The sequence below is a fragment of the Streptomyces sp. NPDC052036 genome, from assembly GCF_040680495.1.
Classification (GTDB): domain Bacteria; phylum Actinomycetota; class Actinomycetes; order Streptomycetales; family Streptomycetaceae; genus Streptomyces.
In genome coordinates, this window is record NZ_JBFAWW010000013.1 from 144,994 (window position 1) to 171,074 (window position 26,081).

19 protein-coding genes and 1 pseudogene are annotated in these 26,081 nt (G+C 71.0%); 6 read left to right on the top strand and 14 right to left on the bottom strand.

Translation table 11 applies throughout. The features are described from left to right. The first annotated feature begins 67 nt into the window (after positions 1-67). The 3 genes from AB0L95_RS19960 to AB0L95_RS19970 all read left to right on the top strand — a co-directional run bounded on the left by AB0L95_RS19960 (position 68) and on the right by AB0L95_RS19970 (position 4,265). On the top strand, positions 68-985 hold the full coding sequence (locus tag AB0L95_RS19960; protein WP_365163022.1) for a zinc-binding dehydrogenase: 918 nt from the start codon (positions 68-70) through the stop codon (positions 983-985). A gap of 162 nt (positions 986-1,147) precedes the next feature. After that, positions 1,148-3,025, top strand: a complete 1,878-nt coding sequence (locus AB0L95_RS19965) for a sialidase family protein (protein ID WP_365163024.1) — start codon at positions 1,148-1,150, stop codon at positions 3,023-3,025. Between the two features lie 10 nt (positions 3,026-3,035). After that, entirely contained in the window at positions 3,036-4,265 is a 1,230-nt protein-coding gene (locus tag AB0L95_RS19970; RefSeq protein WP_365163026.1) for a hypothetical protein, read from the top strand. On the opposite strand, the gene AB0L95_RS19975 is transcribed toward AB0L95_RS19970, so the two are convergent. Next, entirely contained in the window at positions 4,204-5,244 is a 1,041-nt protein-coding gene (locus AB0L95_RS19975) for a bile acid:sodium symporter family protein (protein ID WP_365163027.1), read from the bottom strand. The two genes, AB0L95_RS19970 and AB0L95_RS19975, sit on opposite strands and share 62 nt — an antisense overlap. A 135-nt stretch (positions 5,245-5,379) precedes the next feature. Between AB0L95_RS19975 and AB0L95_RS19980 the strand changes: the two genes are divergently transcribed. The 3 genes from AB0L95_RS19980 (at position 5,380) to AB0L95_RS19990 (ending at position 9,395) form a co-directional block, all read left to right on the top strand. Beyond that, positions 5,380-6,243, top strand: a complete 864-nt coding sequence (locus AB0L95_RS19980; protein ID WP_365163029.1) for a LysR substrate-binding domain-containing protein — start codon at positions 5,380-5,382, stop codon at positions 6,241-6,243. Between the two features lie 360 nt (positions 6,244-6,603). After that, complete coding sequence (locus AB0L95_RS19985; protein WP_365163031.1) at positions 6,604-8,430, top strand: AMP-dependent synthetase/ligase; 1,827 nt, start codon at positions 6,604-6,606, stop codon at positions 8,428-8,430. A gap of 83 nt (positions 8,431-8,513) precedes the next feature. Beyond that, a complete protein-coding gene (locus AB0L95_RS19990; RefSeq protein WP_365163033.1) occupies positions 8,514-9,395 on the top strand; it encodes an AraC family transcriptional regulator in 882 nt (293 codons plus the stop codon). 27 nt (positions 9,396-9,422) lie between these two features. On the opposite strand, the gene AB0L95_RS19995 is transcribed toward AB0L95_RS19990, so the two are convergent. The 13 genes and pseudogenes from AB0L95_RS19995 to pqqC form a co-directional block, all read right to left on the bottom strand. Further along, on the bottom strand, positions 9,423-10,613 hold the full coding sequence (locus AB0L95_RS19995; protein WP_365163035.1) for an acetyl-CoA C-acyltransferase: 1,191 nt from the start codon (positions 10,611-10,613) through the stop codon (positions 9,423-9,425). Beyond that, positions 10,610-11,260 carry a CoA transferase subunit B gene (locus tag AB0L95_RS20000; protein WP_365163037.1) on the bottom strand — a complete coding sequence of 217 codons (651 nt, stop codon included), beginning with the start codon at positions 11,258-11,260 and terminating at the stop codon, positions 10,610-10,612. The genes AB0L95_RS19995 and AB0L95_RS20000 overlap by 4 nt, the downstream gene beginning before the upstream one ends. A 43-nt stretch (positions 11,261-11,303) precedes the next feature. Further along, on the bottom strand, positions 11,304-12,062 hold the full coding sequence (locus AB0L95_RS20005) for a CoA transferase subunit A (protein ID WP_365163039.1): 759 nt from the start codon (positions 12,060-12,062) through the stop codon (positions 11,304-11,306). Positions 12,063-12,070: 8 nt separating this feature from the next. Further along, complete coding sequence (locus tag AB0L95_RS20010; RefSeq protein ID WP_365163041.1) at positions 12,071-13,849, bottom strand: FAD-dependent monooxygenase; 1,779 nt, start codon at positions 13,847-13,849, stop codon at positions 12,071-12,073. A 16-nt stretch (positions 13,850-13,865) separates the two neighbouring features. Next, positions 13,866-15,797: a maleylacetate reductase and hydroxyquinol 1,2-dioxygenase domain-containing protein gene (locus AB0L95_RS20015; RefSeq protein WP_365163042.1), complete on the bottom strand. Its 1,932-nt coding sequence runs from the start codon at positions 15,795-15,797 to the stop codon at positions 13,866-13,868. Between the two features lie 187 nt (positions 15,798-15,984). Continuing rightward, complete coding sequence (locus AB0L95_RS20020; protein WP_365163044.1) at positions 15,985-18,015, bottom strand: PQQ-dependent sugar dehydrogenase; 2,031 nt, start codon at positions 18,013-18,015, stop codon at positions 15,985-15,987. Between the two features lie 27 nt (positions 18,016-18,042). Beyond that, positions 18,043-19,386 carry a glycoside hydrolase family 27 protein gene (locus tag AB0L95_RS20025; RefSeq protein ID WP_365163046.1) on the bottom strand — a complete coding sequence of 448 codons (1,344 nt, stop codon included), beginning with the start codon at positions 19,384-19,386 and terminating at the stop codon, positions 18,043-18,045. Next, complete coding sequence (locus AB0L95_RS20030; protein ID WP_365163048.1) at positions 19,383-22,622, bottom strand: glycosyl hydrolase family 28 protein; 3,240 nt, start codon at positions 22,620-22,622, stop codon at positions 19,383-19,385. The genes AB0L95_RS20025 and AB0L95_RS20030 overlap by 4 nt, the downstream gene beginning before the upstream one ends. A gap of 11 nt (positions 22,623-22,633) precedes the next feature. After that, positions 22,634-22,741, bottom strand: a pseudogene (locus AB0L95_RS20035) (Tat pathway signal sequence domain protein); the annotation flags it as partial. 17 nt (positions 22,742-22,758) lie between these two features. After that, positions 22,759-23,988: a glycoside hydrolase family 88 protein gene (locus AB0L95_RS20040; protein WP_365163050.1), complete on the bottom strand. Its 1,230-nt coding sequence runs from the start codon at positions 23,986-23,988 to the stop codon at positions 22,759-22,761. Continuing rightward, on the bottom strand, positions 23,985-25,079 hold the full coding sequence (gene pqqE / locus AB0L95_RS20045; RefSeq protein WP_365163052.1) for a pyrroloquinoline quinone biosynthesis protein PqqE: 1,095 nt from the start codon (positions 25,077-25,079) through the stop codon (positions 23,985-23,987). Before pqqE ends, AB0L95_RS20040 begins: the two co-directional genes overlap by 4 nt. Then, entirely contained in the window at positions 25,076-25,330 is a 255-nt protein-coding gene (gene pqqD, locus AB0L95_RS20050) for a pyrroloquinoline quinone biosynthesis peptide chaperone PqqD (protein ID WP_365163054.1), read from the bottom strand. Before pqqD ends, pqqE begins: the two co-directional genes overlap by 4 nt. Continuing rightward, complete coding sequence (gene pqqC, locus AB0L95_RS20055) at positions 25,327-26,079, bottom strand: pyrroloquinoline-quinone synthase PqqC (protein WP_365163056.1); 753 nt, start codon at positions 26,077-26,079, stop codon at positions 25,327-25,329. Before pqqC ends, pqqD begins: the two co-directional genes overlap by 4 nt. Positions 26,080-26,081: the final 2 nt, after the last annotated feature.

Sequence of the window (26,081 nt, forward strand, 5' to 3'; positions counted from 1 at the left end):
GAAAAGTCATGGGGATCCCCAACGAAATGAGATACCGTTGGGACCACCAACGACTCTTGGAGGTGCGATGCGCCGCGTGCGCTACGAATCCGCCCACGGCCCCCTGTTCGTCGAGGAGGCCCCGGCGCCCTCGGCGGGCCCCGGCGAACTCCTGGTGCGCTGCGAGGCCGTGGGGGTCACCCTGCCGGTCGTGCGCAAGGTGACCGAGGCCGCCGAGCCGATCCCGCTCGGCGGGGAGATCGCGGGCGAGGTGACGGCGGTCGGCGACGGCGTCACCCGCTTCCGGGCCGGCGACCGCGTCACCGGACTGTGCTTCGGGCACGGGTACGCCGACTTCGCCGTACTGCACGAGACCATGGCCTCCCCGGTGCCCGGTCACGCGACCGCCGTCGACGCCGTCGCACTGGTCCGCAGCGGACTGGTCGCGCTCGGGGCGCTGTCCGCGGCCCGCCCGGAGCCGGGAGAGTCGGCGCTGATCACGGGGGCCGCGAGCGGCGTCGGCCATCTCGCGGTCCAACTGGCCCGGACACGCGGCGCGTCCCGCGTCGTGGGCGCCGTGTCGGGCACCGGCAAGGCGGAGTTCGTACGCTCGCTCGGCGCCGACGAGGTGGTCACGTACGACACCCCCGACTGGGGCGAGCCCGTCGACTACGCCCTGGACGCGGTCGGCGGCACCCTGCTCACCCCGGCCCTGGCCGCCGTGGCCCCGGGCGGCCGGCTCGTGGTGTACAGCTCGGGCGGCGGCACCCTTCAGGCGTACGACCTGCTGGCGGGCGCGAAGACCGTGACCGGGTTCCAGATGGCGCGGATCGCCCGCGGTCAGCCGGAGTTGTACGAGCGGTGGCGGCGGGAGCTGTGGCGGCTGTTCGACGAGGGGGCGCTGCGGCCCGTCGTCCACGGGGAGTTCCCGCTGGAGGAGGCGGCGAAGGCGCACTCGGTGATCGAGTCGCGCGAGAACCTCGGCAAGGTGGTGCTGCGCCCCTGACCTCCCCGACGGTTCCCCCGCCCCGAGCGGGGAACATGGGTCCTGCACGCTTCTTGTGGGGTGGTTGAGACCCCAAGTACCGTCTGTGGCTCGCACGTTGGACATGGGATGTCCAGTATGTCCAGACGCTTGAGTCCAGACGCATGAAGGGCGGGCCGCACCATGCCGTCAAGTCTCCGTGCACGACTCAGATCGACCCTGACCGCCGTCCTCACCACCGCCGCGCTCCTCGCGCTGCCCAGCCCGGCGGGCGCGCAACCGGCCCCGAGCGAGGGTCGGTTCGAACAACAGGTGCTCTTCAAGGCCTCGCAGGATCCCGGCTACGCCTGCTTCCGCATCCCGGCCGTGGTGAGGACGGCGAAGGGCACCCTGCTCGCCTTCGCCGAGGGCCGCGTGCTCAACTGCGGTGACGCGGCCGACATCGACATCGTGGTCAAGCGCTCCACCGACGGCGGCCGCACCTGGGGCCCGTTGCAGGTCGTCAACGAGGGCGCCGGGGACACCCACGGCAACCCGGCCCCCCTCGTCGACCGGAAGACGGGCCGCATCCTGCTCGCCGAGACCTACAACACGGGCCGCACGGGCAGCGCGAGCTGCTCCGTGCCCTGCGACCGAACCCCCCATCTGCAGTACAGCGACGACGACGGGCTGAGCTGGTCGCCGCCGCAGGATCTGAGCCCGCAGATCCTGCCCGCGAACTGGAACTCCTGGTACGCGACCGGGCCCGTGCACGGCATCCAGCTCACCCACGGCCGGCACGCGGGCCGCCTGGTCTTCGGCGTCAACGCCGAGACCTGGAACGGCAGCCGGGTCACCGCGAACCACGCCGCGCTCATCACCAGTGACGACGGCGGCGACCACTGGAACGTCGGCGCCACCGACTCCTGGCCGATCGCGGACGACGGCACCTTCCGTCAGAAGCCGTCCGAACTCACCCTCGCCGAACGCCAGGACGGTTCGATCCTCGTCAGCGGGCGCGAGCAGGACGGCACCGACCTCGGCCATCGCACCCAGGCCGTCAGCCGCGACGGCGGCAGCAGCTTCGTCGCCCCCTTCCGCGATCTGCCGGACCTGTACGCACCCCAGGTGCAGGGCTCGATGCTGCGTCTCGGCGACCGCATCCTGCTGGCCTGCCCCGGCGACCCCGACCGCCGCCGGACGATGATGATCCGCTCCTCGTACGACGGCGGACGCACCTGGGACAGCGTGGACCGCGGCACCGTCGTCACCACGGACTGGTCCGGCTACTCGGACCTGGTCCGTGCCGACGGGGACACCGTGGGACTCGTCTACGAGGGCGGCGCGGTCGACGCGCGGGACGAGATCCGCTTCGCCCGCTTCACCGAGGACTGGCTGCAACCGCGCCGCGGCCCCGACCCGACCACACCCGACCAGACCCCGGGTACCCGGCCGGCTGCGGTCCTGGGCGGCGCGCGACAGACGGACGGGGTGTTCGGCGGTGCCCTGGAGTTCGACGGCGCCGACGACGCCGTACGCCTGCCGTACCAGTCCCGACTGCCGCTCGGCGACAAGGACTTCACCGCCTCGCTGTGGTTCCGCTACACGGCGACGACCGGTGAACAGCCCCTGCTCTGGATGGGCGGCATCGGCACCTCTCAGCCGCAGGTGTGGCTGCGCGGGGAGCCCGCCTCGAACCGCATCCAGGGCCTGATCACGGTCCGCGACGGAGCGTCGGCCCCGCAGTCCGCGTATGTGCGCACGTCCGGCGCGTACAACGACGGCCAGTGGCACCGTCTGGCGCTGCGCCGAGGCGGCGGCCGGCTCACGCTGTTCATCGACGACACCGAGCTCAGCACCGCGGACGTGCCCGGTTCCGTGAGCCGCAACTCCCCCTTCGGAGTGCACATCGGCCAGCGGATGGACAGCCGGGCCTTCTTCACCGGCGCGATCGACGACGTACGGGTCTACGACCGGGCGCTCGGCGACGACGAGATCACCGCGCTGCACACCGGTGCCCGGGTGTCGGCCCGGGACGCGGTGGTGTGGCTGCCCATGGACCGGGTGAGCGGCAGCCACTAACGTCCCGGGCGTGTCCGACGACACCACGGCACGACTGCGGGCCGGGACCGGGCTCGGCCTGGTCCTGGCCCTGGTCTGCGCGGCCGTGCTGCTCACCGCCCTCCCACACCACGACCGGGAGGGCGGCGGCTGCACCTCGCGCACCCCCGCCTCCTGGACGGCCGACACCGCGTTGGACGCCGAGTTCACGCGGTACGGCGACGACCCCGCCCGCACCGACGACTGGACCGGCGGCGACGGCACCCATTCGGTGCGGCTGCCGGACGGGCGGGTGCTGTGGCTGTTCTCGGACACCTATCTCGGCCCGGTGCACGGCCCGCCCAACCCCGTCGGCGAGTCGTACGCCTGGCGGGACGTCTCGACACCGCTGGTACGCAACTCGGCCGTCGTGATGTCCCGTGCGGGCCGGCTGGAGCGCACGCTGCCCGCGCCGCTGTTCCCCGACCCCGCGCCCGGTCAGTGGCGCTGGCCGGTGGCGGCACAGGTCGAGCCCCGCTCCCCCGGCTCCGCCGAGCAGGTCGTCCGGGTCCTGCTGTGGACCCGTACGACCGGCACGTACCCCTGGATCTACGGGGTCCCCGCCGCCACCGAGGTCGCCACGCTGTCCCTGCCGGACCTGCGGGTCGAGAGCGTCGTGCGGATCCTCGACCAGCGGGGGATCCCCGACCCGTCCCGGCGGGTGCTGTTCGGCACGACGACGACGGCCGACGGGGCGTGGACGTACGTCTTCGGCGGTGACGACGCCCGGGCCGCCGGACGCCCCGCCTCCCGGGCCTATCTGGCCCGGGTGGAGCGCGGCCGGCTGGCCGACCCCACGGCCTGGGAGTACTGGAACGGCGCTGCCTGGACGTCCCGGCAGCGGCTCGGGGCCGTCCTGGGCGACGGGCGCGGCACCGGCGTGGCCAGCGCGTTCACGGTGGTTCGCGAGGAGGGGACCTATGTGCTGTTCACCATGGCCACCGGCGCCCGGGGGCTGACCACGGTCACCTCCTACTGGGCGTGCGCGCCCACCGGCCCCTGGCACGGACCGGGGCGGGGGCTGCTCGCGCCACTGCCCCGGGGCGAGGTGGCCGCGTACAACCCGCAGGCGCATCCGGAGCTGGGCGGCGACGGCAGGCTGGTGCTCAGCTACGACGTCAACTGGCTGGACGCGACGGGTGGCGCGGCGCAGACGAACCTCAGCCGGAACGTGTCCCTGTACCGACCGCGGTTCGTGGCGCTGCGGCTGTCCCGGGGCTGACCGCCGGCCCCTCGGCGTCGCGCGCCCGGCGCTTGGCGATCACCGCGCACACCATGAGCTGCATCTGGTGGAAGAGCATCAGCGGGAGCACGGCCAGGGAGGCGTGTGCGCCGAACAGGACGCTCGCCATGGGCAGCCCGGAGGCGAGGGACTTCTTGGACCCGGCGAACTGGATCGCGATCCGGTCCTCCCGGCTGAAGCCCAGCGCCCGGCTGCCGTACCAGGTCAGGGCGAGCATCACGGTGAGCAGGACCGCCTCGACCACGAGCAGGCCGCCCAGCCTGAGCGGGCTCACCTGGTGCCAGATGCCCTGGACCATGCCCTCGCTGAAGGCGGCGTAGACGACCAGCAGGATCGAGCCGCGGTCGACGAGCCCGAGCACCTTCTTGTGCCGGGTGATGAAGCCGCCGATCCAGCGCCGCAGCAGCTGCCCCGCGAGGAACGGCACCAGCAGTTGCAGCACGATCGTGACGAGCGAGTCCGCGGAGAACCCGCCGCCGCTGTTGCCGAGCAGCGCCGCCGCGAGCAGCGGGGTGAGCACGATCCCGGCGAGGGAGGAGAAGGAGCCCGCGGAGATCGCGGCGGGCACATTGCCCCGGGCGATCGAGGTGAAGGCGATCGACGACTGGATGGTCGACGGGACCAGCGTGAGGAAGAGCAGACCGGTGTAGAGACTGTGGGTCAGCAGTACCGGCACCAGGCCGCGGGCGGCGAGGCCGAGCAGCGGGAAGACGACGAACGTGCAGGCCAGCACGGTGCCGTGGAGGCGCCAGTGCTTCAGTCCGGCCAGTGTCTCCTGGGTGGAGAGCCGGGCGCCGTACAGAAAGAAGAGGAAGGCGATGGCGGCCGTGGAGGCGCCGGAGGCGACGGGCGCGGCCAGGCCCCGCGCCGGGAGGAGGGCCGCAAGCCCCACGGTCCCCAGCAGCAGGACGATGTAGGGATCGACGGGCATCCAACGCGGCCATCGCAGGCGTTTCACGGTGCTCCACTTACGTTCGCTGTACGTCCGGGCTCGGACACGGTCGTGCCCTCTCCATCGTCCCCCTGCGGTGATCGATCGGGAATCCCATACACCGCTCTGACTGTCATCGCGTTCCGCGATAACCTCGAAGACGTGTACGACCCTGCCCAGCTGCGCACCTTCCTGGCGGTGGCCCAGACGCTGAGCTTCACCCAGGCCGCCCGGCGGCTCGGACTGCGCCAGTCCACGGTGAGCCAGCATGTGCGGCGGCTGGAGGACACGACCGGGCGCCCGCTGTTCGCCCGGGACACACACTCCGTCCAGCTGACGGAGGACGGCGAGGCGATGCTCGGCTTCGCACGCCGGATCCTGGAGGTGCACGAGCAGGCCACGGCGTTCTTCACGGGCACCCGGCTGCGCGGCCGGCTGCGATTCGGCGCCTCGGAGGACTTCGTGCTGACCCGGCTGCCGGAGATCCTGGAGCGCTTCCGCTACGACCATCCCGAGGTGGACCTGGAGCTGACGGTCGAGCTGTCGGGCACCCTGCACGAGCAGCTCGCGGCGGGCCGGCTCGATCTGGTGCTGGCCAAGCGGCGCCCCCAGGATCCGCGCGGCCAGCTGGTCTGGCACGACAGGCTGGTGTGGATCGGCGGGGAGCGGCTGCGGCTGGACCCCGACCGTCCGGTGCCGTTGATCGTCTATCCGCCCCCGGGCATCACCCGGGCACGTGCCCTTCAAGCGCTGGAGAAGCAGGGGCGTGCCTGGCGTATCGCGTGCACGAGCGGCAGTCTCAACGGTCTGATCGCGGCGGCCCGGGCCGGTCTCGGTGTGATGGCCCACTCCCGGGGGCTGGTGCCGCCGGGGCTGGTGCCGGTTCCGGAGCGGGCGGGCCTGCCGGACCTGGGAGAGATCGACTTCGTTCTGGTCCAGGGCGAGCGCCCGGGCCCGGCGCAGCACACGGCCCGGGCGCTGGCGGCGGCGATCCTGGCGAGCGGGGACCGGCTGCACCGTCGGTAGCCGCCGGCGGGCCGCTTCGGGCCAGTGACAGAAGCGAGGCCGCGCACGCTGAGGAAGACAGCGGCACAGCGGGGCTGAGCAGCTGGATCGATGATCGCGGACCCCGGTTCAGCACCCAGCACTACTGGCGAGTAGGGTGAGCGGGGCGGTAATCGCGTCGTACAGATTCCGTGGAGATTGCCGGGCCGGTAACTTCGGCACCGTAAGGAATTTCGTCCGATCCTTACCCTTCTGCACATATTTTCCGGGGCCGACCTGAGCGATTTGTGCCCTGCCCGCGGGTTTCCGACCCCCCTCCCGCCCCGCCGTCCTCTCAGGTAGCTTTCACGGCGCTGTGCGGAGCGCCACAAGGAGCGGGGATTGCGCGAGTTCACCAACCCTCCGTCGGCGTCGACGCCGCCGGTGGGCGGTCTGGCCGACGTCGTCTTCGAGTATGCCCAGGAAGATCCACTCCGTATCGCCCTCGGCCGCAAGGACGAGGAGGGGCACTGGCGTGATGTGACCGCCGCCGAGTTCCGGGACGAGGTCCTGGCCCTGGCGAAGGGTCTGCTGGCCGAGGGGATCCGGTTCGGGGACCGGGTCGCGATCATGTGCCGTACCCGCTACGAGTGGACGCTGTTCGACTTCGCGCTGTGGACCATCGGCGCCGAGGTGGTGCCGATCTACCCCACCTCGTCGGCGGAGCAGGTGTTCTGGATGCTGCACGACGCCCAGGTGTCGGCCGCGATGGTGGAGCACGAGGACCACGCGATGACCATCGCGACCGTCATCGACCGCCTTCCGCAGCTGCACCGGCTGTGGCAGCTGGACGTCGGCGCCCTGCAGGGGCTGTACGACGCGGGCGCGCATCTCGAGGACGAGGTGGTGCACCGGCACCGGCAGGCGGTCACCCCCGAGACCACGGCGACCATCATCTACACCTCCGGCACCACCGGCCGCCCCAAGGGCTGTGTGATCTCGCACGGCAACTTCATGTTCGAGGCCGACACGGTCATCGAGCGCTGGGAGCCGGTCTTCCACTCCCGCAGGGGCGATGAGGCGGCCACCCTGCTGTTCCTGCCGCTCGCGCATGTCTTCGGGCGGATGGTGCAGGTCGCGGCCTTCCGCGGCAGGGTCAAGTTCGGCCACCAGCCCCAGCTGAACGCGGCGGCGCTGCTGCCCGACCTGGCCGCGTTCAAGCCGACCTTCTTCCTGGCCGTGCCGTACATCTTCGAGAAGGTCTTCAACGCGGCCCGCCGCAAGGCCGAGAAGGAGGGCCGCTCCGGGCCCTTCGAGAAGGCCGTCGAGGTCGCCGTGAAGTACGCGGACGCGATCGAGGCGAAGGCGTGGGGCGTCGGCCCCGGCCCCTCGGCGGGCCTGCGGATGCAGCACCAGTTCTTCGACAAGGTCGTGTACACCAAGATCCGTGCGGCGATGGGCGGCCGGGTGCGGCACGCCATGTCCGGCGGCTCGGCGATGGACCGCCGGCTCGGGCTGTTCTTCGCGGGCGCGGGCGTGCAGATCTACGAGGGCTACGGGCTCACGGAGACGACGGCGGCCGCGACGGCGAATCCGCCCGGGCGCACCCGCTACGGCACGGTGGGCCAGGCCATCCCCGGCACCACGGTGCACATCGCGGACGACGGCGAGATCTGGCTGCACGGCGGCCATATCTTCCAGGGCTACCTCAACAATCAGAAGGCCACGGACCAGTCCCTGCACGACGGCTGGCTCGCCACCGGTGACCTGGGCCTGCTGGACGAGGACGGCTTCCTCACCATCACCGGGCGCAAGAAGGAGATCCTGGTGACCTCCGGCGGCAAGAGCGTCTCGCCGGGGCCGCTGGAGGAGCGGGTACGGGATCATCCGCTGGTCGCCCAGTGCATCGTCGTGGGCAATGACCGCCCCTTCATCGCCGCGCTGGTCACCCTCGACTCCGAGGCCGTGGAGCACTGGCTCGGGATGCGCGGCAAACCGCGGCTCACCCCGGCCCAGCTGGTGCGCGATCCCGATCTGGAGACCGAGGTGCGGCGGGCCGTGGTGGCCGCGAACACGCTGGTCTCGCAGGCCGAGTCGATCCGCACCTTCCGTATCCTCGCCCACCAGTTCACCGAGGAGCACGGGCTGCTCACTCCTTCGCTGAAGCTGAAGCGCAAGGCGATCGAGAAGGCGTACGAGACCGAGGTGTCGGCGCTGTACCGGAGCTGAGCCCGGCCGTCCCGGCCCTCGACGCGTTCACCCCATCGTGATTCAATGTTCAATCAACCGAGGGGGCGCGAGGAGGTCGCACCATGGCGGAACTGGGACTCGCCGACACGGTGGGGATCCTTCGGCAGCCCGGCGTACGGCCCCGCGGCAGCAGCGCGGGGCTCGGCTGGGAGCGGCTGTATGTCTCGTCCCAGGAGGAGCTGTCCTATCGCGCGGACTTCGGGCCCGCCCCCACCCATCTGGTGATCCTGCACCTCAGCGGGCCCGTCACGGTACGCAGGGGACACGGAGCCGCGGCACGCTCGGGGAAGATCCCCGCCGGCGGACTGTTTCTCCAGCCGGCCGGCCGGACGCTCTCCGTCGAGCTCGACGGCCGGCTGGACACGGTGCACGCCTATCTGGCGGACCAGGCGCTACGGGAGGCCAATGACGGCCGTCCCGTGGAGCTGACCGAGGAGCTGGGTGCCACGGATCCGCTCACCGAGCAGCTCGTGCTCGCACTCGACGGTGCCGTGCGACACTGGGAGCCGTCCGCCCGGACCTATGTGGACCATCTGACGGGCATGCTCGCCGCACAGCTCGTACGGTGCCACGCCGCACGCCCGGCCGAGCCGCCGTCCGTGCCGGCGGGGCTGTCGGGGCTGTCGGGGCGGCAGCTGTCGGCCGTACGGGATCTCATGCGGGAGCGGCTCGCCGAACCGCTGCCGATCGCTGACCTGGCCGCCGCGGCCTCGCTGAGCAGCAGCCAGTTCACCCGGCAGTTCCGGGCCAGTACGGGGCAGTCCCCGCATCAGTACCTCCTCCGGCTGCGCCTGGAGCAGGCCTGCCGGATGCTGCGCACCGGGTCCCGGCCGATCGGGCAGATCGCCGCCGACTGCGGGTTCTCCCATCAGGAGCATCTGACGCGGGTGATGCGTGCCCGGCTGGGCACGACCCCGGCCGCGGTGCGCCGCGCGGCCGCCTGACGCGGCCACGCCCACGGCGGGACCGCGTCAGCGCTCCAGGACCAGCGCCAGCCCCTGACCGACCCCGATGCAGAGCGCCGCCAGCCCCGTCCCGGAGCCCGCCGCGGCCAGCTGATGGGCCACCGCGCCCGCGATCCGGGCACCCGAGGCGCCCAGCGGATGACCGATGGCGATGGCGCCGCCACGCGGGTTGACGACCGACGGGTCGAGTTCCGGCAGCGCCGCCAGACAGGCCAGCGCCTGGGCCGCGTACGCCTCGTTGAGCTCGACCGTGTGCAGCGCGGGCGCGGCGACGTGCGCCTTGTCGAGCACCTTGCGGATGGCGTCCACCGGGCCGAGTCCGAAGTACTGGGGGTCGATGCCGGTGACCGCCGCCGCCCGTACCCGGGCCAGCGGCTCGCGGCCGATCGCGGCGAGTCCGTCCTCGTCGGCGAGCAGCAGCGCGGCCGCTCCGTCGTTCAGCGGTGAGGAGTTGCCGGCGGTGATGGTACCGTCCGCGAGGAAGGCCGGCTTCAGCGCCGCCAGCGCCTGGGCCGAGGTGGTGTCACGGATGTTCTCGTCCCGTGGCAGGTCCACCCCCTCGACGGAGACGGCCTCTCCGTCGTAGAGGCCATCGCGCCAGGCGCGTGCGGCATTGCGGTGACTGGCGAGCGCGAACGCGTCCTGCTGTTCGCGGGTGATGCCGTACTTGGCACCGACCAGTTCCGCACTCTCACCGAGCGGGATCGTCCACTCGCGCGGCATCCTCGGGTTCACCAGGCGCCAGCCGAGGGTGGTCGAGTACAGCTGCTGGTCCCGCGCGGGAAAGCCGCGCTCCGGCTTGGGCAGCACCCAGGGCGCGCGGCTCATGGACTCGACGCCGCCCGCGACCACGACGGACGCGTCGCCGAGGGCGACGGCACGGGCCGCCTGGACGACGGCCTCCATGCCCGAGCCGCAGAGCCGGTTGACGGTGGCCCCGGGCACGCTCACCGGGAGCCCGGCCAGCAGCACGGCCATACGGGCCACATCGCGGTTCTCCTCGCCGGCGCCGTTGGCGTTGCCGAGCAGCACGTCGTCGATGCGGGCCGGGTCCAGGCCGGGACTGCGGTCGACGAGGGCGCGCAGCACTCCGGCGGCGAGGTCGTCGGGGCGTACGCCGGACAGGGCGCCGCCGTAACGGCCGACGGGGGTACGGACGGCGTCGACGACGTAGACGTCACGCGGTCGCTCGATCATGGTTGCTCCTTGCGGGACTGGCGGCGGACGGCGACCGGTGTCCGCTCGAGCACCTGATTCACCGTCACTCCGGGGGCTGTCTCGACGAGTTCGAGGCCGGACGGGGTCACATCGAGGACGCACAGATCGGTGATGATCCGGTCCACGCACGCCCGTCCCGTCAGCGGCAGCGTGCACTCCGGGACGATCTTGGGGCTCCCGTCCCGGGCCGAGTGCTCCATCAGCACCACGACCCTGCGGGCCCCGTGGACGAGGTCCATCGCGCCGCCCATGCCCCTGATCATCTTCCCGGGGACCGCCCAGTTGGCCAGGTCGCCCCGCTCCGACACCTGTAGCGCCCCGAGGACGGCCGTGTCGATGTGGCCGCCGCGGATCATGCCGAAGGAGAGCGAGGAGTCGAAGAAGGAGGCCCCCGCCCGGACGGTCACCGTCTCCTTCCCCGCGTTGATCAGGTCGGCGTCGACCTCGTCCGGGGCCGGATACGGTCCGACCCCGAGCAGTCCGTTCTCCGAGTGCAGGACAACGTCGACGCCCGGGGGCAGGAACTCGGCCACCAGCGTGGGCAGTCCGATGCCGAGGTTGACGTAGTCGCCGTCCCGCAACTCCTGCGCGGCCCGGGCGGCCATCTGCTCTCTGCTCCAGCTCATGGCCTGCGCACCGCCTTTCCCATGGACCACGGATGATGCCGTCTCATCGCTCGCGCACCGTCCTCTTCTCGATCGCCTTGTCGGCCGCCTGCTGCGGCGTCAGCGCCACGACCCGCTGCACGAACACTCCGGGCACATGCACCTCGTCGGGGTCCAGTTCCCCGGGCTCGACCAGTTCCTCCACCTCGGCCACGGTGATCCGCCCGGCCATCGCGGCGAGCGGGTTGAAGTTGCGCGCCGCGCGATGGAAGACGAGATTGCCGTGACGGTCGCCCCGGGCGGCTCTGACCAGCGCGTAGTCGGTGGTGATGGCCCGCTCCATGACGTACTCGACGCCGTCGAAGTCCCGGACTTCCTTGGGCGGCGAGGCCACCGCGACCGATCCGTCCGCTCCGTACCGCCAGGGCAGGCCGCCCTTCTCGACGAGCGTGCCGACCCCGGCCGGGGTGTAGAAGGCCGGGATCCCGCAGCCGCCCGCCCGCAGCCGCTCGGCGAGCGTGCCCTGCGGGATCAGCTCGACCTCCAGCTCGCCCGCGAGGTACTGCCGGGCGAACTCCTTGTTGTCCCCGATGTACGAGCCCGTGACCCGGGCGATACGGCCCGCGGCGAGCAGGACGCCGAGACCGCGCCCGTCCACACCGCAGTTGTTGGAGACGACCGAGAGGTCATGTGCCCCCGACCGGTACAGGGCGCCGACGAGGACCTCGGGCACTCCGCTCAGCCCGAAGCCTCCGACGGCGAAGGACTGCCCGTCGACCACATCCGCCAGGGCCTCCGCGGCCGTCGCGATCTGCTTGTCCATCGTCTCTCCTACCGCCCCAGCACCCGGCTCAGGGCGCCGGTCAGCTCCTGCCGGGCCGTGGCCTCGGTGCCGGGGGCGTCGGTGCGCCGCCAGGCCACATGGCCGTCCGGCCGTATCAACAGCACTCCGTCCTCGGCGACCTCGCCCACCCGGCGCCATTCGCCGTACGCGTCACGGCAGTCGGCGTCGCCGATCCGCACGAACCGCAGCGGCACGCCGAGTTCGTCCCGGCAGGCCTCGGCCGCCGCCTCCCAGACGCCGCCCGACAGACCGGTGAGCACGGTGAAGACGCCCTTGCCGACCACGTCGAGGGTGGAGATCCGCTCGCCCCGGGCGTCCACGAGCCAGGCGTGCGGCACCTTGGCGCCGGGCCGGCTCGTCGGCCGGGCCACCAGCTCCGGGTCGTCCTCCCCGGTCTCGGCGGGGCTCTCGTCCGCGAGGACGGCCCCGGAGACATAGCGCTGGTTCAGCTCCACACCGTGCGCGTTGAACTCGTAGTTCTTCAGCTGGACGGCCTCCTCCAGCGACTGCCGCCGCTTGGCGCCCTCCGCGGTGGCGGCCCGCACCGCCGCGAGGCCCTCGGCGATGGCCCCCTCGTCGCCCCCGGCGCCGACGCCGAGCACATCGAAGATCGGCCCGAACTGGTCGCGGCTCAGATTCGCCCGCTCGACGATCTGCCGCCCCACGGGGGCGCGTTCGGCCGTATAGCTGTCGAGCAGCGCGGGCCCCGCCTCACCGCGGATCACCATGGCCAGCTTCCAGGCCAGGTTGTAGGCGTCCTGCACCGAGGTGTTGGAACCGAGTCCGTTGGACGGCGGGTGACGGTGCACCGCGTCGCCCGCGCAGAACACCCGGCCGGACGAATACGCCGAGGCGTAGCTGTGGTTGACGGTCCACAGCGAGATCGACTCGATCTCCACCGGGAGTTCGGCGTCACCGATGAGATCGCGCACGATCCGCCGCGCCTCCGCCTCGTCCACCTCCGGCGTCGGCTGGTCGATGTCGTAGCCCCACACCAGCAGCCACTCGTTCCAGGGACGGACCATCCGGACCAGGCCCATGCCGATGCCGCCCGTCTCCGCGCCGGGCCGCAGCACCCAGTACAGGACGCTGGGGCGGTGGGCGCAGTAGCGGCTCAGATCGGCCTTGAAGACGATGTTCATGCTGCCCGCCTTGGCCATCCGGCCGTCGAACGGGAGGTCCAGCTGTTCGGCGACGATACTGCGCCCGCCGTCCGCGCCGACCAGATAGCGGGCGCGCACGGTGAACTCGTCGCCGCGGACCCGGTCGCGCAGAAGCGCTGTGACGCCGTCCTCGTCCTGGGTGAAGCTCAGGAACTCGGTGTCGAAGCGGACCTTGGCGCCGCGGGCCGCCGCGTTGCTCACCAGGATCGGTTCGAGATAGGTCTGCGGCAGGTCGACCATCTTGCAGGGGCTCTTGGAGTCGTACTCGGTCAGCGAGGCGGGGCCCGTGCCCCAGCTGCGGATCCGTCCGATCTCCTCGCCGACGAGCGCGGTGCACAGCACCGTGTCGCCCATGAGGTGGGACGGGCTGCCGGCGGCCAGTGCCTCCGGCTCGACGCCGAGGTCCCGCAGCACCTCCATGGTGCGCTGGTTGGTGATGTGTGCGCGGGGGGTGTTGGCCAGCCAGCCGTACTTCGTCACGAGCAGGGTGTCGATGCCGTACGTGGCCAGGAGCAGGGCGGCCGAGCCACCGGCCGGGCCGCTGCCGACGACCAGGACGTCGGTGTCGTAGCCGCCGGATTCGGCGGTGTGGGGGCGGGTCATGAGGGGCACTCCTCGGTCACTCGGCCGACGGGGCGATACGGAAGGTGTGGGACAGACGGCGCCACTCGCCGTCGATACGGCGGCCGTCGGGGGTGGGTCCGGTCTGCGGGGCGTAGTCGACGATCAGTTCGTCCTTGACGCCGAAGACGGTGTCGCCGTCCAGGTACGCGCCGCCCGCCACGAACAGCTGGGTGACCAGCCTGCGATGGCCGGGCGCGTCGATCATGAAGTGCAGATGGGGCGCACGGTAGGGATGGCGGCCGACCGCCGCGAGCATCTGCCCGACGGGGCCGTCGTCCGGGATCGGGTACGCCGCGGGCAGGATCGACCAGAAGGTGAGCCGCCCCTCGGCGTCGGTGCGCAGCCGGGCCCGCAGCACCGGCCCGTCGAGATCGGGGAGCTGCACGTCGTAGAACCCGTCCTCGTTGGACTGCCATACGTCCACGACCGCGTCCTTGACGGGCCGGCCGGCCGTGTCCGTCACCTGTGTCTCCACCCACAGCGGGGTGCCGTCGAGTCCGCCGGAGATGTCGCTGCCGTGCGGGACCTCGGGCGGGCCCGCCACATAGAAGGGGCCGAGGACCGCGGAGGGAGTGGTGCCCGGGGTGCGGGAATTCGTCAGCAGATCCACCGCGCTGGACACGCCGAGCGTGTCGGACAGCAGCACGAACTCCTGCCGGGTGGGCCCGCAGATCTGTCCCGTCCGGGTGAGGAAGTCGATCGCGTACTGCCATTCGGACTCGGTGAGGTCGTTGTCGGTCACGAAGGCGTGCAGGCGCCGGACCAGATCGGCGAGCAGGGCGCCGACCCGAGGGTCGGGAGCGCCGGCGAAGCTCGCCACGACCTGCTCGGTCAGCCGCGCCAGCCTGGGGTCCGCAGCGGTGTGCCGGGCGGCAGGGCGGCGTCCGTGCCAGGCGTCCGACAGCAGGGCCGCGATACCCTCGGCGGTCACCTCGCGCGGATTCGGGTACGGCGTCGCGGCGGCCAGCTCGGCAGCGCGGGTCAGATCGGACTCCGCCATGCCCAGCTCGCGCAGGGAGGTCGGGCCGCCCAGGGACGCCACCAGGTCGTGTACGCCGGCGGGGGCGTCCGGTACGCCGAGGGCCTCGGCGATCCGGCGCATCGCGTCGGGGGCCGCGGCTGCGTTGTAGGCCATGGCGTACGGCAGGATCACGGTGTGGGTCTGGGCGTGCGGCAGGCCGAAGCTGCCGCCCAGGGTGTGACAGAGCTTGTGGTGCAGGCCCATCCCGACCGTGGCCAGGCAGGTACCGGCGAGCCAGGCCGCCTGCAGCAGATCGGCGCGCGCGTCCCGGTCGGCCGGGTCGGCCGCGAGGCGGGGCAGCGCCCGCCCGATCCGGGAGACCGCCTCCAGGGCCTGGCCGTCGGTGACCGGGTTGGCGTCCGCGGAGTACAGGGCCTCCACGGCGTGCGCGAGGGCGTTCACACCGCTGGTCACCGACAGGGGCACCGGCAGGCCGAGCGTGAGGTCGACGTCGTAGACGACGGTTCCGGGCAGGATCGCGGGCGAGGACTGGGTGACCTTGTGGCCGTCCCGGGTCTCCCCGAGGACGGGGGTCACCTCGGAGCCGGCGTAGGTGGTCGGCAGGATCACCTGCGGCAGTCCGGTGCGCAGCGCCAGCGCCTTCGACAGGCCCGTCGTCGATCCGCCGCCGACGGCGACCAGGCAGTCGACGGACGCCTCACGCAGCACGGCGAGCGCCCGCTCGGTCACCTCCACGGGGGTGTGCATCGCCGCGCCGGTGAACTCGGCCGCCACCAGGTCACCGAGCGCCTCACGAATTTTCGCGGAGGCCCACGCGAGGTCCGGGCCGGACAGCAGCAGGACCCGGTGCCGGCCGAGCCGCTCGATCTCCTCGCGGAGCCGGCCGACGGTACCGGAGCCGAAGATCACCCGCGCGGGATGGGATGTGTAGACGAACGTCCGCATGGAGCTCCGCCTTCGCGTCTCGGTCGGTAAGAGCTCCGAACAGAACAGGAGCCGGGCGCCCATTCTGTTCGGAACTCCAGGCGTCATTGCCTGGCCACCGAGTGTGCGAGTCGTGCCCCCGTCGGCTCCTGCACGAACGGCGCGTCGTCGCTGCACGAAAGGCGCGCGGGTCCGTGCGGGACGGGTCTCAGTCGATCGTCACGCGGAAGAGTTTGTCGGATCCGTCCGCAGCGCCTCCGTTGTTGTCGCAGTTGGTCGTGGACAGCCACAGCTGATCGGTGCCGGGCACTTTGGTGACCGTGCGCAGCCGGCCGTAGGTGCCGACGTAGTAGGCGGTGGGGGTGCCGACGCTCTCGTTGTCACCGTTGATCGGGATCCGCCACAGCCGCTCGCCACGCAGGGAGGCCATGTAGACGACGTTGCGGACGATGGCGATACCGCTCGGGGAGGCCTCGGAGACGTTCCAGGTGGCCTTGGGGTTGGTCATCCCGGCGACGTTGCAGGAGCCCTCGCAGGTCGGCCAGCCGTAGTTGGCGCCCGGTTTGATGAGGTTCAGCTCGTCCTTGGAGCTGTTGCCGAACTCCGCCTCCCACAGGCGGCCGTTGCGGTCGAAGGCGAGGCCCTGCGGGTTGCGGTGGCCGTAGCTGTAGACATAGTTCCCGAAGGGGTTGCCGGGGGCCGGCTTGCCGTCGGTCGTCATGCGCAGGATCTTGCCGTTCAGGGAGTTCTTGTCCTGGGCCAGGTCGGGTGTCTGGGCCTCGCCGGTGGAGACGTAGAGATAGCCGTCGGGGCCGAAGGCGAGGCGGCCGCCGTTGTGGTAGCGGTTCTTCTTGATGCCCTGGAGCAGGACCGTGTAACCGGACAGTGCGGTGCCGTCGTAGGTCATGCGGACGACCCGGTTGCCCTCGGCGGCCGTGTGCATGAAGTAGACGTAGTGATCGGTGTCCCACTTGGGGTCGACCGCGACACCGAGCAGACCGCCCTCACCATTGGTGGTGACGGCGTCGGGAACCGTGCCGACCTGGGTCCGGGCGCCGTCCTTGGTCACCTTCCAGACCCGGAAGTCGTCACGCTCGGTGACCAGTGCGGTCTTGCCGTCGGGCATCCAATAGGTGCCCCAGGGGATGGTCCAGCCTGTCGACAGGGTGGCGATGGAGGAGGGCACCCCGCCGTCCGTCGCGCACGCCTTGGTGGTGAAGGTCGCCGTGTTGCTCTGGTCGGAGGTGTTGCCGGCCGCGTCGCGGGCGACAACGTTCAGGGTGTACGGGCTGTCGCAGGCCAGCCCGGTGAGCGTGGCAGATGTGCCGCTGGTGACGGTCTGGTAGACGGTGGTACCGCTGCGGATGTCGTACGCCGTCACCGCCCGGTCGTCCGTCGAGGCGCCCCAGCTCAGGTGGGCGCTGTTGGCGGTGATGCCGGAGACCGCGAGGGCGCCGGGCCTGGTCGGCGGGGTGGTGTCGGAGCTGGGCCGGGTGGTGCAGTCGACGACGGGGCTGGCCGGGGAGGTGTTGCCGGCCGCGTCCCGGGCGATGACGGTGAGGTTGTAGGTGGTGTTCGGGGCGAGTCCGGTCAGTGCCTTGCTGGTCGCGTTCCCGGGCGCCTCAGCGATCTTGTTGCCGTGTTCGTAGAGGTCGTACGCCGTCACACCCACGTTGTCGGTGGCGGGGCCCCAGGCGAGGGTGAGGCCGTCCTGTCCGATGTCGGAGCAGCTGGGCTGTCCGGGGCGGGTCGGGGCTTGGGTGTCGGCGGCGGCTGCGACACTCACGCGGTCCAGGTTGGGGCCGCCGTTGGCGGTGGTCGCCGTCGCGCGGATCTTGTCGGTGCCCGCCGTCAGCGGGACAGTGACCGTCTTGGTCGCCCAGGTGTTCCAGTCGGCGGTGGCCGGGAAGGAGACGGCGGAGGCGACGACCGTGCCGTTGACGGAGATGTCCATGGGCCGGTCGGTGGAGGTTCCGTTGGCGAAGCGGAGGGTGAGCGCCGAGGTGCCGGCGGCGCTCGCGCTCACGCTGAACTCCACGTAGGAGCCCTTGACGTTGGTGTAGTCGACGAAGCCGGTGCCGGTGTATCCGGTGTGGTTGGAGGCGGCGGTGCCCTGCGAGATGACGGCGTCCTCGGCCTGGTAGTCGGTGGCGGCCCGCGCGACGGCGGGGGTGAGTCCGACGAGCGGGACGGCGAGCGCCAGGGAAAGACACCAGGGCAGCGGTGCTTGGGGTCTCATGATCGTGTTTCTCCTCAGCCTGGGGGGTCAGCCGAGCGGCCTGACACGGATCAGCCGGGTCTCGCCCGGCCGCAGGGTCGCGCTGTATGAGTCGGTGACGGTTCCCTTGTGGGAGCCCGACCACAGGTCGGTGACGTCCCCTGAGCCGGTGAAGCCGGCCTGCGACCAGTTCACGCTCACCGTCGCGGTGCCGGACGTACCGGTGTTGAAGAGGGCCACGACGTAGTCGCCGCCCGTCTCCTTCTTGCTCCAGACCTGCTGGACGCCGCTGTTGACGATCCGCTTCGCGGCCACGCCGTCCTGGTCGACGCCGATCAGCCGGTCGTTGGTCAGCATCGCCTTGTCGACGGAGTCCAGATGGGTGAGGTCGGTGCCGAGCAGCAGCGGTGAAGCGGCCATCGCCCACAGGGTGAGGTGGGAGCGGCGCTGGTCGGCCGTGAGGCCGGCCTGGTCGCCGTTGCCGATCTCCAGTGAGTCCAGGTCGTTCCAGCCGCCGGGCCCGGCGTACTGCTGCCAGGAGGCGGCCGAGTTGAAGCGGGCCGAGACGTGCGACCAGTCGGTGAGCGGGTAGCCGCTGCCGTTCGGGCCCGGACCGCAGTAGCACTCCACGTCGCCCTGGGTACGCCAGCTGTTCGCCAGTTGCCGCCAGGTCGGCGCGTGGTCGACGGGAAGGCTGTTGGAGAGCGCGAAGTCGACGGGCCGTCCGGTCGCGCGCAGCGCCTTGTCCCAGGCCTGGACGTCGGGGACGTCCGCGCTGCCCACACCGTCGATCTTGAGGTAGTCGACGCCCCAGGAGGCGAACTGCCCGGCCCAGGAGTCGACGAAGTCCTGTGCGCCCGGCTTCGCGTAGTCGATGTAGTACATGTTCTTGCAGTTGTAGTTCTTCTCGGTCTTCGAGGTGTCCGCGATGTCCTTCGCGTGGTACGGGGTCCCCTCGATCGGCGTGTTGCGGGTGACGGCGTTCTTGGCGATGCCCGGGGTGACGTAGAAACCGAACTTGAGCCCCTTGGCGTGGACGTAGTCGGCCAGCGCCTTGATGCCGGACGGGAACTTGTCGGTGTCGACGGTCCAGCGTCCGTAGGAGTCGACGACGAATCCGTTCGCGTCGCACTTCTGCCAGAAGTCGTCGAGGTTGATGTACACGAACCCGTGGCCGGCGAGTCCACTGGCGGCCAGCGCGTCGGCCTGCGCCTTGATCTTCGCCTCGGTGGGCTGACGGCGTACGAAGCTCCAGCTGCTCCAGCCCATGGCGGGACGGAGGGCCGAGCCGTTGTCGGAGGCCGCCGCGGGCCGGGAGGTGCCGAGCAGGGGGAGCGTCGTGGCGATCACCAGGCCGGCGGCCGCCACGGCGAGCGTTCTGCCGCGTGTCATGACCGTCCTCCGTTCGCGGGTGTCGGGTAGGACGTGCCGATCCATGCCTCGTCGATCCGCAGCCTCCGGTAGCGGGTGGTGTCCATGGCGGCGGCCCAGGTGCTGTCCACCTCCAGGCGGACATAGCGGGCGTCGACCGCGGTGAGGTCGATGCCCTGCATGCCGCGGCGGCTCGGCATCTGCCCGCTCTTCACCGCGCTGCCCCAGGTGCTGCCGTCGTTGCTCACGAAGACCTTGTAGTCCTTGACACGGGCGGACTGCTCGGTGTCGGAGCGGGCGTAGGCGACGGAGTCCTCCCGCTGGTTGAGGCCGATGTACTGCACCTTCTTGGCCGATCCGAGGTCGAAGGTGAGGCTGACCGGGAGGGTCTTGCCGTTGTCCCAGTACGTGAGGTAGCTGCCGTCGCCGGCCAGGGAGCCGGGGTGGCCGCTCGCCGAGGCGCTCGCGCTCACGCTGACCCCGGAGAGGATCCCCTGCCGTCCGGCCGTGACGACCTTGAAGACGGTGTCGTAGGGGTCCCAGCCGCCGAGTCCGCTCAGGGTGAGCACTCCGCCGGACTGGGTCCAGGAGACCGGGGCGCCGGTGCGGAGGTTGGTGACAGAGGCGATCCGGTAGCCGTTGTCACGGATGCGCAGGGTGGTGGTGGACGGCGGTGTCAGGACATGGACGTACTGGAGGTTCGGATCGGTCCTGCTGATCGTCGTCACGCCGTGCGCTCCGTCGTTCCAGAACCCGGGTTTGAGGCCGCCGTACAGGTAGCCGCCGCCCTCGGTGCCGTGCAGTGACTCCCAGATCGGGGTGAGATAGGAGTCGGCGAAGGTGTTGAAGGCGGCCTGGTTGCCCGGGAACTCTCCGTTGACCTGGGCGGTCTCGGCCATCAGTGCTTTCACGGAGGACCCGGCGTTGGTGATGAGCCGGCCGAGAGTGAGCGCCTTGTCGACGGTCGGATCGGAGCCGTCGTACCACCAGGAGCCGGTCGAGGGGAGCTTGAAGTCCGCCTCCGTGAGCCGGGGTTGGGCGGTGTAGAGGGCCTGCGGATAGTCGTAGGCGGGGGTCATTCCCGTCTTCTGCTCGTTGCTGATCATGTCCATGATCGGCGTGTCTTCGTTGTTGTTGCTGAGCGTGTAGTTCGGACGCTTCTGATAGATCTGCTTGTAGAGGTCGTGGCTCTCCCAGTACGCGTTGTCGTTGTCGATCCAGAAGCCGCCGAGGTCCGGGTACCGGTCCATGACCTCGAAGAAGTTGTCATAGCTGAACCGGCCGAAGCCGTCCCGGGTGGTCAGGTCGACGCTCTTGCCCTTGTAGGCCGAGTACGCGGCCGAGTCGAGCCACTCATGACCGCCCTCGTCGTGCCACTGGGGGTCGTCGGTCATATAGAGGATGACCTTCATGCCCTTGGCCTTGGCCGCGTCGATCAGTTCGCCGAGAAAGTCCCGCTGGGTGGAGCAGGAGCCGGGGATCTTCGACGGCCAGGGGCGCGCGTAGCCGAGGCGGCTGTGGAAGGTGGCGAGGACCAGGTACTGGGTGTGCAGTTTGCGGGCCTGGTTCACCCAGTAGTCCGCGCTCCAGCCGCCGCTCGTGACATCGTGCTCCCAGGCGGCGCAGTCGGTGTGGGCGGGGGCGGTGCGCAGACCCCAGTGCAGGAAGAGCCCGCCGACGGAACCGCGCAGAAAGACCTGGCGGGGGTTCTCCAGGTCCAGCGGGCGGGCCGTCCGCGCGGCGCAGCTCTCCGTGGAGCCGTCGGCGGCGACCCGCAGGGCCCCGCCCGAGGTGGAGTGGCTGTCCGTCAGACAGTAGCCGGTGACGTTCTGGAAGCCCATGTCGTGCGGGGAGCCGCTGCCGCGCTGGGCCGTGAACCGGGTGAAGCGGAGTCCGCTCGCCGCGTTGGCGATCAGCGCCGGACGTCCGTCGCCGGCCGCGAACTTCACCGAGCTGTCCGTGAAGGTGATGTCGTCGGCGTTGTGGAGGTACCAGCCGTAGGCCGGGCGGGTGCCGATGCTCTTGGGGTTGTAGTCGCCCGGATCGTTGCTCGGCACCCCGGTGGACATGGTGCCGTTGCCGCCGGGGACCGTGATGTTGACGTCGGTGAAGCTGATGCCGCTGATGCGGTGGCCGTTCTCGCCCCACAGGGTGGGACTGAAGGACGGGCTGTTGCCGGTGGCCGTGATGTTGTCGTACGTGACATCGCTGATCGACCCGACGCCCGGGCTGTTGCCGCACCGCTTGCGGGTACCGATCTTCTCCATGATCGGCGAGTGGACGTTCGTCATGGTGATGTCGCGGTAGTGGACGTCGGAGATCTTCGAGCCGTCCATGGAGACCATGCCGAGTCCGGACTTGTTCGCACCCTCGATACGGATCTTCTCGAACTGGTAGTCCGAGAAGTCGCCGCAGGTCTCGGAGCCGAACATCAGGGCGTTGCAGCACACCGCCGACAGGGTCGAGTCGCTGACCCGGACATGACCGTTGGGGAGCTTGGCGCCGAGTGCGTAGTCGCTCTTGAAGACCAGGGCGTCATCGTTGGCCTTGATGTCCGCGTTGGTGATCGCGACATCGGTGGTGGAGATGACGTTCCAGCCGTCGCGGTCGCTCGCGGTGTCGATGGTGAGGTGGTCGGAGGTGACGTTCTTGCAGCCGTTGATGAGCGCGGCGAAGTGGCCGCCCCGGCGCAGGGTGAGACCGTCTCCGATGCGCAGTCCGTCGCAGCGCGTCAGCGAGATGATCTTGTCGGCCTCGCCCGACTTGGGGTTGCCGGTGATCAGGTTGCCCAGGCCGTCGATGACACCGCCGCCGACGAAGCCGATGTTGGTCAGCTTGTCGCCGTAGATCATCGCGTTGTGGAAGTGGCTGTGCCCGTAGTCCTGGTACTTGTCGTACGGATTGGACTCGGGGGCGTCATAGGTGTCCGCCGAGGAGCCCTGGATCGTGGCGCCCGTGTCGACCTGGAGCGTCACATTGCTCTTCATATGGATGGTGTTCTTCGACTTGTAGGCGCCGGCCGGGAAGCGGACCGTGCCGCCGCCCGCCGCGTTGGCCGCGGTCACGGCCTTGTTGATGGCGGGGGTGTCGTTGGTGGATCCGTCACCCTTGGCGCCGTAGTCCCGTACGTCGAGGACCGTGGCGCGGGGCGCGGGGCGGGCGGCCGCGAGGGCCGGGGGATGGCAGAGTCCGAGGACGACGGCGACGACGGCGAACAGGACGGCCGTCGCCCTCGTGAAGGGAGTGGGGGGTCGCATGGGACGGCTCCTCAGACGAGTTGATAGCCGCGGAGGTTGGTGAGCAGGAGGTAGGTGTCCTGCAGGGAACCGGAGGTGTCGCCCAGGGAGCGGTAGATGCCCCACTTGGGCCGTACACGGGTTCTTCTGGTGGTGCTCATGACTGATCACCTCGTCCCGAAGGGGTGGGGGTCGTCCGGAGCTGCTCATTCATGATCAAAAACGCGCCCAGGCCGTGGAAGTCGTTGGTGGCCCGGGTCCGGGCGATGTAGTACGCGTAGTCGCCGACATTGGTGCCGACGGAGATGCCGGCCAGGTCGGTGCGCCCGTCGGAGACGACGGAGAGCTGCGCGAGGACGCCCTCGTAGCCGCGCTGGGCCACCTGGGCGTAGTGCGGGTCCAGATAGCCCTGCTGGACTCCGCGCGAGAGGGCGTAGGTGAACATGCTGGAGCAGGAGGTCTCGGTCCAGTTGTCGGCTCGGCCGCCCTTGTCGATCACCTGGAACCAGCGGCCGGTCGCCGGGTCCTGGTACGTCTGAAGTCCGGCCGCCAGCTTGCGGAGGACGGCGAGCAGTTCGGGCCGGCGGGGGTGGCGCGCGGGGAGGGCGTCCAGCACGTCGGTGACCGCCATGGCGTACCAGCCGACCGCCCGGCACCAGTGCTCCGGCGCGAGGCCCGTCGCGGGGTCGGCCCAGCTCGCCGTTCTCGACTCGTCGTACGCGTGCCGCAGCAGTCCGTTCGGGGCCTGCAAGTGGCTGCCGTAGACGTAGAGCTGCTTGGCGGCCTCGTCGTTCGCGTACGTGGCGTCCCCGAACTCCCTGCCGTACTCGACGAGGAACGGGTTCACCATGTAGACGCCGTCTGACCAGAGCTGGTGCGCCCGGCTGCCGGTGTCCGCGTGCCAGAAGCCGCCGTCGGAGGTCCGCGGATAGGTGTCGAGCCGGTCGCGGATCTTTCGGGCCGCCTTGCGGTAACGGTCCTGCCCGGTCTCGTGGTGCAGGATGACCAGCAACCGACCCGCCTGCATGCTGTCCAGGCTGTTGAAGCTCTGGTCGATCGAGCCGTCGCTCTTCACGAAGCGGTCGACATAGCTCTTGATGTACGACAGATAGCGGGCGTCGTGCGTGCGCCGGTAGGTCAGGTACTGGCCGTAGAGGTAGAGGCCGACCGGGTAGGACCAGCCGCCGATGGTGCTCGGTGTGTAGCGGGCCGTCGTCGAGTCGACGACGGCCACCGACCAGTCGGTGGTGCTCCGGGGGCGGGCGGCCGGTGCCGGCACTCCGGCGGCGGCCGGTGCGGACGTGGCCGGCACGGCTTCGGCCGCGCCGGTCAGCAGGGCGGTGGCGAGCGCCCCCGCCGTCAGTGCGGCTCGCAGGCGTCGTCTCATGGTCCTTCCTCTCGGTAGGCACGGTGGACGTGGGTGAGATCGCCGCGTGGCTCGGCCGCCCGGTCGACGAGGGTGCGTACGAGGGCATGGTCGGGGGCGAGACGGCAGGCGGGGTCGGTACGGGTGGCGTCACCGGTGAGCGCGTACGCCTGACAGCGGCAGCCACCGTGATCGACGCTCCGCAGGGCGCAGCCTCGGCAGGGGTCGCGCATCCAACTCTCGCCCCGGTAGGCGGTGAAGGCCGCGGAGTGCCACCAGATCCGGTCGAGCCGGTGCGCCCGGACGTTCGGCGGGTCGAGGCCCGGGAGCGAGGCGGCGGCCGGGCACGGGAGGACCGTTCCGTCCGGGGCGACGGTGAGCGAGACCGCGCCCCAGCCGCCCATGCAGGGTTTCGCCGTGCCGTCCACATAGTCGGGGGCGACCCACACCAACTCCAGTCGTCGGCTGAGGAGTTCGCGGCGATGGGCCGCCACCGCACGTGCCCGGGCGATCTGCTCGCGGCTGGGCAGGAGGGCGGCGCGGTTGCGCAGGGCCCAGCCGTGGAACTGGGTGTTGGCCAGCTCGATCCGGTCGGCACCCCAGGCCAGGGCGAGATCGATCAGCTCGTCGAGCGCGTCGATGTTCGCCCGGTGCAGGACCGCGTTCAGCCCGAACGGCAGTCCGGCCGTGCGGATCAGCCGGGCGGCACGCTCCTTGGCCGCGAACGAGCGGGCACCCGCGATGCGTTCCGAGGCTTCGGGCCGGGCGTGCTGCACGGAGAGCTGGACACTGCGCAGTCCGGCGGCCACGAGAGAGGTCAGCCGTGGTTCGGTGAGGCCGACGCCGCTGGTGACGAGCTGGGTGTAGAGACCGGCGGTGTCGGCCGCCTGCACGATCTGCGGCAGATCGCGTCTGAGGAGCGGCTCGCCACCGGACAGATGGATCTGGACGACGCCCAGGCCGGCGGCCTGACCGAAGACGTCGGCCCACTGGTCCCCGGTCAGCTCTGCTGACCGACTGACCAGTTCGACAGGGTTGGAGCAGTACCCGCAGCGGAGCGGGCATGCATGGGTCAGTTCGGCGAGCAGCGCCCAGGGGGGATCGACGGTCACAGGAGCCAGCCCTCCTTTCGCAGGGCCGAGAGAAACCGCGGTACCTCGCTGTGGACCGGCGCGCCGGGGAAGCGTTCGCCGAGCGCGGCGACGATCCCGTCGACGTCCCGGTCGCCGTCGCACAGCCGCAGCACGGCACCGGCGCTGCCGCGCAACACGACCACGCGTTCGGGCACGAGCAGCAGATCGGTGTCGCGGACGGGGTCGTGCCGCAGCACCGCCGCATGGTGGAGCGTCGGCCGCCAGGTCATGGCGAATCCGGAGCGGGGCGCCGGGGAGCGTCGGCCCCCGCCTGGTCCACCGCGTCCAGCAGGGCCCACAGCACCTCGCACTTGAAGGTGAGTGCGGCGAGCGCCCGCTGCTGCTCCGCCCTGGTCCTGGCCCAGGCCAGCACCAGGGCGAGGGCCTCCTCTCCGTCCCGGCCGCCCTGCCCGATCCGGCCGCGGAAGTAGGCGAGCCCGTCGGCTTCGATCCAGGGGTAGTGGCGTTCGAAGGCGGCGATACGGACGCGCATCAGGCCCGGTGCCGACAACTCGGTCAGGGACGCGGCGACCGCGTCGAGTGCGGGGCGCGACCGACAGAAGGTGACATAGCCCTCGACCGCGAACCGCACCCCGGGCAGTACCCGGGAGGCGTCCCACAGCAAGGCGCGGTCCAGTCCGGTCGCCTCGCCGAGCCGCAGCCAGCGCTCGATCCCGCCCTCGCCCTCGGCCGTTCCGTCGTGGTCGCGGATGCGGCGCAGCCAGGCCCGGCGCAGTGCCGGCTCGTCGAACTTGGCGAGGATCAGGGCGTCCTTGACGGGGATGTGCCGCTGGTAGTGGAAGCGGTTGGCGACCCAGCGGCGCAGTTCGCCGGGGGTCAACTCGCCCCGGTGCATACGGACGTTGAACGGGTGCCGGTCGTGGTAGCGCTCCGCGGCGACGGCGCGCAGCCGCTCGGTGAACTCGGCGGTCCCCCACGGGGCCGCGACGCCGTCGTCGCGCACGGGTGTCCCGGTCATGG

Bases quoted from the DNA above. Each gene is read 5' to 3' on its own strand.
- AB0L95_RS19960 (WP_365163022.1), top strand. From the start codon at position 68: ATGCGCCGCGTGCGCTACGAATCCGCCCACGGCCCCCTGTTCGTCGAG.
- AB0L95_RS19965 (WP_365163024.1), top strand. From the start codon at position 1,148: ATGCCGTCAAGTCTCCGTGCACGACTCAGATCGACCCTGACCGCCGTC.
- AB0L95_RS19990 (WP_365163033.1), top strand. From the start codon at position 8,514: ATGGCGGAACTGGGACTCGCCGACACGGTGGGGATCCTTCGGCAGCCC.
- AB0L95_RS19995 (WP_365163035.1), bottom strand. From the start codon at position 10,613: ATGATCGAGCGACCGCGTGACGTCTACGTCGTCGACGCCGTCCGTACC.
- AB0L95_RS20000 (WP_365163037.1), bottom strand. From the start codon at position 11,260: ATGAGCTGGAGCAGAGAGCAGATGGCCGCCCGGGCCGCGCAGGAGTTG.
- AB0L95_RS20005 (WP_365163039.1), bottom strand. From the start codon at position 12,062: ATGGACAAGCAGATCGCGACGGCCGCGGAGGCCCTGGCGGATGTGGTC.
- AB0L95_RS20010 (WP_365163041.1), bottom strand. From the start codon at position 13,849: ATGACCCGCCCCCACACCGCCGAATCCGGCGGCTACGACACCGACGTC.
- AB0L95_RS20015 (WP_365163042.1), bottom strand. From the start codon at position 15,797: ATGCGGACGTTCGTCTACACATCCCATCCCGCGCGGGTGATCTTCGGC.
- AB0L95_RS20020 (WP_365163044.1), bottom strand. From the start codon at position 18,015: ATGAGACCCCAAGCACCGCTGCCCTGGTGTCTTTCCCTGGCGCTCGCC.
- AB0L95_RS20025 (WP_365163046.1), bottom strand. From the start codon at position 19,386: ATGACACGCGGCAGAACGCTCGCCGTGGCGGCCGCCGGCCTGGTGATC.
- AB0L95_RS20030 (WP_365163048.1), bottom strand. From the start codon at position 22,622: ATGCGACCCCCCACTCCCTTCACGAGGGCGACGGCCGTCCTGTTCGCC.
- AB0L95_RS20040 (WP_365163050.1), bottom strand. From the start codon at position 23,988: ATGAGACGACGCCTGCGAGCCGCACTGACGGCGGGGGCGCTCGCCACC.
- pqqD (WP_365163054.1), bottom strand. From the start codon at position 25,330: ATGACCTGGCGGCCGACGCTCCACCATGCGGCGGTGCTGCGGCACGAC.
- pqqC (WP_365163056.1), bottom strand. From the start codon at position 26,079: ATGACCGGGACACCCGTGCGCGACGACGGCGTCGCGGCCCCGTGGGGG.